This window comes from Sinomonas sp. (assembly GCF_051955515.1).
Taxonomy (GTDB): domain Bacteria; phylum Actinomycetota; class Actinomycetes; order Actinomycetales; family Micrococcaceae; genus Sinomonas.
In genome coordinates, this window is record NZ_JBQCGQ010000136.1 from 1 (window position 1) to 3,301 (window position 3,301).

At 70.0% G+C, this 3,301-nt stretch carries 4 protein-coding genes; all 4 read left to right on the top strand.

All coding sequences use genetic code 11. From position 1 onward, the window contains the following. On the top strand, window positions 1–425 hold a 425-nt coding region (locus ACTHL9_RS07495), incomplete at its 5' end, for a cupin domain-containing protein (protein ID WP_440518222.1). Beyond that, on the top strand, window positions 422–1,369 hold the full coding sequence (locus ACTHL9_RS07500; protein WP_440518223.1) for an acyl-CoA thioesterase: 948 nt from the start codon (window positions 422–424) through the stop codon (window positions 1,367–1,369). The genes ACTHL9_RS07495 and ACTHL9_RS07500, both read left to right, overlap by 4 nt. Window positions 1,370–1,398: 29 nt before the next feature. After that, entirely contained in the window at window positions 1,399–3,048 is a 1,650-nt protein-coding gene (locus tag ACTHL9_RS07505) for an AMP-binding protein (protein ID WP_440518224.1), read from the top strand. 14 nt (window positions 3,049–3,062) lie between these two features. Continuing rightward, window positions 3,063–3,301: NAD(P)-binding protein (locus tag ACTHL9_RS07510; RefSeq protein ID WP_440518225.1), on the top strand; the 239-nt coding region annotated here is incomplete at its 3' end.

The following is a 3,301-nucleotide window of genomic DNA, read 5'->3' on the forward strand; positions in this document are numbered from 1 at the left end:
CGGACGGCCGAGTGATCCCCGTAGTCACGCGCGCCGGACACGAGGACACTCAGACCATGCAGTCCGGCGATTGCGTCCGCGTCTCGGGCGTCTCGATCCAGCACACCCCTGCTACAAAGATCTGGTTCGGGCAGGTCTCCAACAAGCCCGGCTACCGCTCGCTCCCCCACCACCACGGGGAAGCCGAGACCGGCGGCTACGTGCTCCGCGGCCAGGGCCGGATCTACTTCGGCGAGGGCTTCAAGGACTACCTCGACATGAGCGCCGGCGACTGGGTCTTCGTCCCGCCGTTCATGCCCCACGTCGAGGCGAACATGTCCGTCACCGAGGAGCTCGTGTGGCTGACCACGCGCACCCCGGAGAACATCGTGATCAACCTCGAGGACGTGGACGACTCCGAGCTCGAAGGCTATCGGCGGGCATGAGCACCGAGTCCACGGCCGCCTCCCTCGAAGTGCGCGGGACCGCCGCCCCACTGCTCGCGGCGCTCGACCTCAGGCCCTGCGAGCCGGAGCACTACGACCTGGCCTGGTCCGCCACGACGCAGTACTGCCCCTGGCCCAAGGCCTACGGCGGGGACATGGTGGCGCAGGCCGCGGCGGCGGCGATGCTCTCGACGGAGACGGACCGCCGGCTCCACTCGATGCACTCCTACTTCATGCGGCCCGTCGATATCGGGACCGAGGTCCGCTACGAAGTGGAGCTCCTGCGCGACGGCCGCGGCTACTCGACCCGGCAGGTGCGGGCCTTCCAGAACGGCAAGCCCGTCTACACCGCGCTCGCCTCGTTCCAGGTTCCCGAGGAGGGCGAGGAGCTCAGCCCGGCGGAGCCCGCCGGAATCCCGGCCCCCGAGACGCTGCCGAGTTCCGCGGAGTACCTCGCCGCCCTCGAGCCCGGCACGCCCGAGGCGGGGACCCTCACCGAGGCGTCCAAGGAGTACTGGTCCACGGGCCGCTCCTTCGACATGCGGCACGTGCCGGGGCCGGTGTACGTGCGGGTCGAGGGCGAGCGGAAGCCGCACCAGGCGCTGTGGGTGCGGGCGTTCGAGAGCCTCGACGCCTACGAAGGAGCGCTCGACGGCGAGCGCCTACACACCGCGGCCCTCGCCTACGTCTGCGACTACACGATCATCGAGCCGACGCTCCGCGCGCTCGGGCACGCGTGGGCCGACCCGGGCCTGACCACCGCGAGCCTCGACCACGCCATGTGGTTCCATCGCCCAGCGCGGGTGGACGAATGGCTCCTCTACGTCCAGGAGGCCGCCGGCGCGCAGTCGGGCCGCGGCCTGGGCCTGGGCCGGTTCTTCGACACCGATGGCCGCCTCGTCGCCACCGTGGCCCAAGAGGCCATGGTCCGGCCGGGCCGCTGAGAAACAGCTTTAGCGAAAGGCGCTTTTCGATGGCCCTCTCACCATCAGCACACGTCGACTCGTTCACGCGCGACAGCCTTCCCCCCGCCTCGCAGTGGCCGACCTTCGAATTCACCCTCCCCGAGCTGCAGTACCCCGACCGGCTCAATGCCGGCTCCGCGCTGATCGACCGCGCGGTCGAACGGTTCGGAGCCGACCGCACGGCCGTGCTCGCCCCGGACGGCACGCGCTGGAGCTACGGCGAGCTGCAGACGCGGGCCAACCAGGTCGCCCAGGTCCTCGCCGAGGACCTCGGCCTGCTCCCCGGAAACCGCGTCCTGCTGCGCTCCCCCAACAACCCGTGGACCATCGCCGCCTGGCTCGGCGTGCTCAAGGCGGGCGGCGTCGTCGTCACCACGATGCACGCGCTGCGCGCCGCCGAGCTCGAGCCGATCATCGCGAAGACGAAGCCCTCCGTGGCGCTCGTCGACCACAGGTTCGGCGACGTCGTCGAACTCGCCTTGCGCTCCCTCGGCACCGGCGCCGTGCCCGTCGTGCGCTACGGCGGCGAGGGCGCGGACGATCTCACCCAGCGCGCGGCGGCCAAGAGCGGGGTCTTCGAGGCGGTGCCGACGGCGGCCGACGACGTCGCCCTCCTGGGCCCGACGTCCGGCAGCACCGGGGTCCCCAAGATCACGATGCACTTCCACCGGGACATCCTCGCCAACGCGGACACCTTCGCGCGGCACATCCTCAAGCCGACGCCGGAGGACGTCTTCGCGTGCTCCGCGCCGCTGGCCTTCACGTTCGGGCTCGGCTCCCTCGTGGTCTTCCCGCTGCACTTCGGGGCGGCATCGCTGCTGGTCGAGAAGGCGCCGCCGGTCGAGTTCGCGCAGCTCGTGGCCGCGCACGGGGTGACGATCCTCGCGACGGCGCCCACCGCCTACCGAGCGATCCTCAAGGCCGGGCACGCGGACCTCCTCGCGGGCGTGAAGAAAGCCGTCTCCGCCGGGGAGCACCTGCCGCAGGAGACCTGGCACCACGTGCACGAGGAGACGGGCCTGAAGCTCATCAACGGCATCGGCGCGACCGAGCTCCTGCACGTGTTCATCTCCGCCGCAGGCGATGACATCGTCCCGGGCGCCACGGGACGCGCCGTCCCCGGGTACCGCGCGACCATCCTGGACGCCGAGGGCAACGAGGCCGCCCCGGGCGAGCTCGGACGGCTCGCGGTGATCGGCCCGACCGGATGCCGCTACCTCTCCGACGAGCGTCAGCTCTCCTATGTGGTGAACGGCTGGAACGTCACCGGCGACACGTTCTACCGGGACGCCGACGGCTACTTCTACTACCAGGCCCGCGCCGACGACATGATCATCTCCTCCGGCTACAACATCGGCGCCCCCGAGGTCGAGGCAGCCGTGAACGAGCACCCCGACGTCGTCGAGTGCGGCGTCGTGGGCCGCCCGGACCCAGAACGCGGAACGGTCGTGTGCGCCTTCGTCGTGCTGCGCGAAGGAGTCGAGGGCGACGACGCCAAGCGCAAGGAGATCCAGGACTTCGTCAAGTCCCAGATCGCCCCCTACAAATACCCCCGCGACGTCCGCTTCGTCGACGCCCTCCCGAGGAATCCGAGCGGAAAGCTCCAGCATTACCGCCTGCGCGAGCAGGCCGCCGAAACCAACGGCACCCAGGTCTGAAAGGAATTCACGCAGTGAAAATCGCAGTCATCGGCGGCGGCCCCGGCGGCCTGTATTTCTCCGCCCTCATGAAACAGCTCGACCCTTCGCACGAGGTGACCGTCTGGGAAAGGAACCGGGCAGAGGACACGTTCGGCTTCGGCGTCGTCTTCTCCGACGAGACGCTCGGCGGCATCGGGAACGCGGACACCGTCGTGGCGGAGTACATGTCCGAGCATTTCGCGCGCTGGACCGACATCGACATCAGCCTCAA

What these genes read in the sequence shown, in the direction of transcription:
- ACTHL9_RS07505 (WP_440518224.1), top strand. Translation starts at nt 1,399, where the DNA reads ATGGCCCTCTCACCATCAGCACACGTCGACTCGTTCACGCGCGACAGC.
- ACTHL9_RS07500 (WP_440518223.1), top strand. Translation starts at nt 422, where the DNA reads ATGAGCACCGAGTCCACGGCCGCCTCCCTCGAAGTGCGCGGGACCGCC.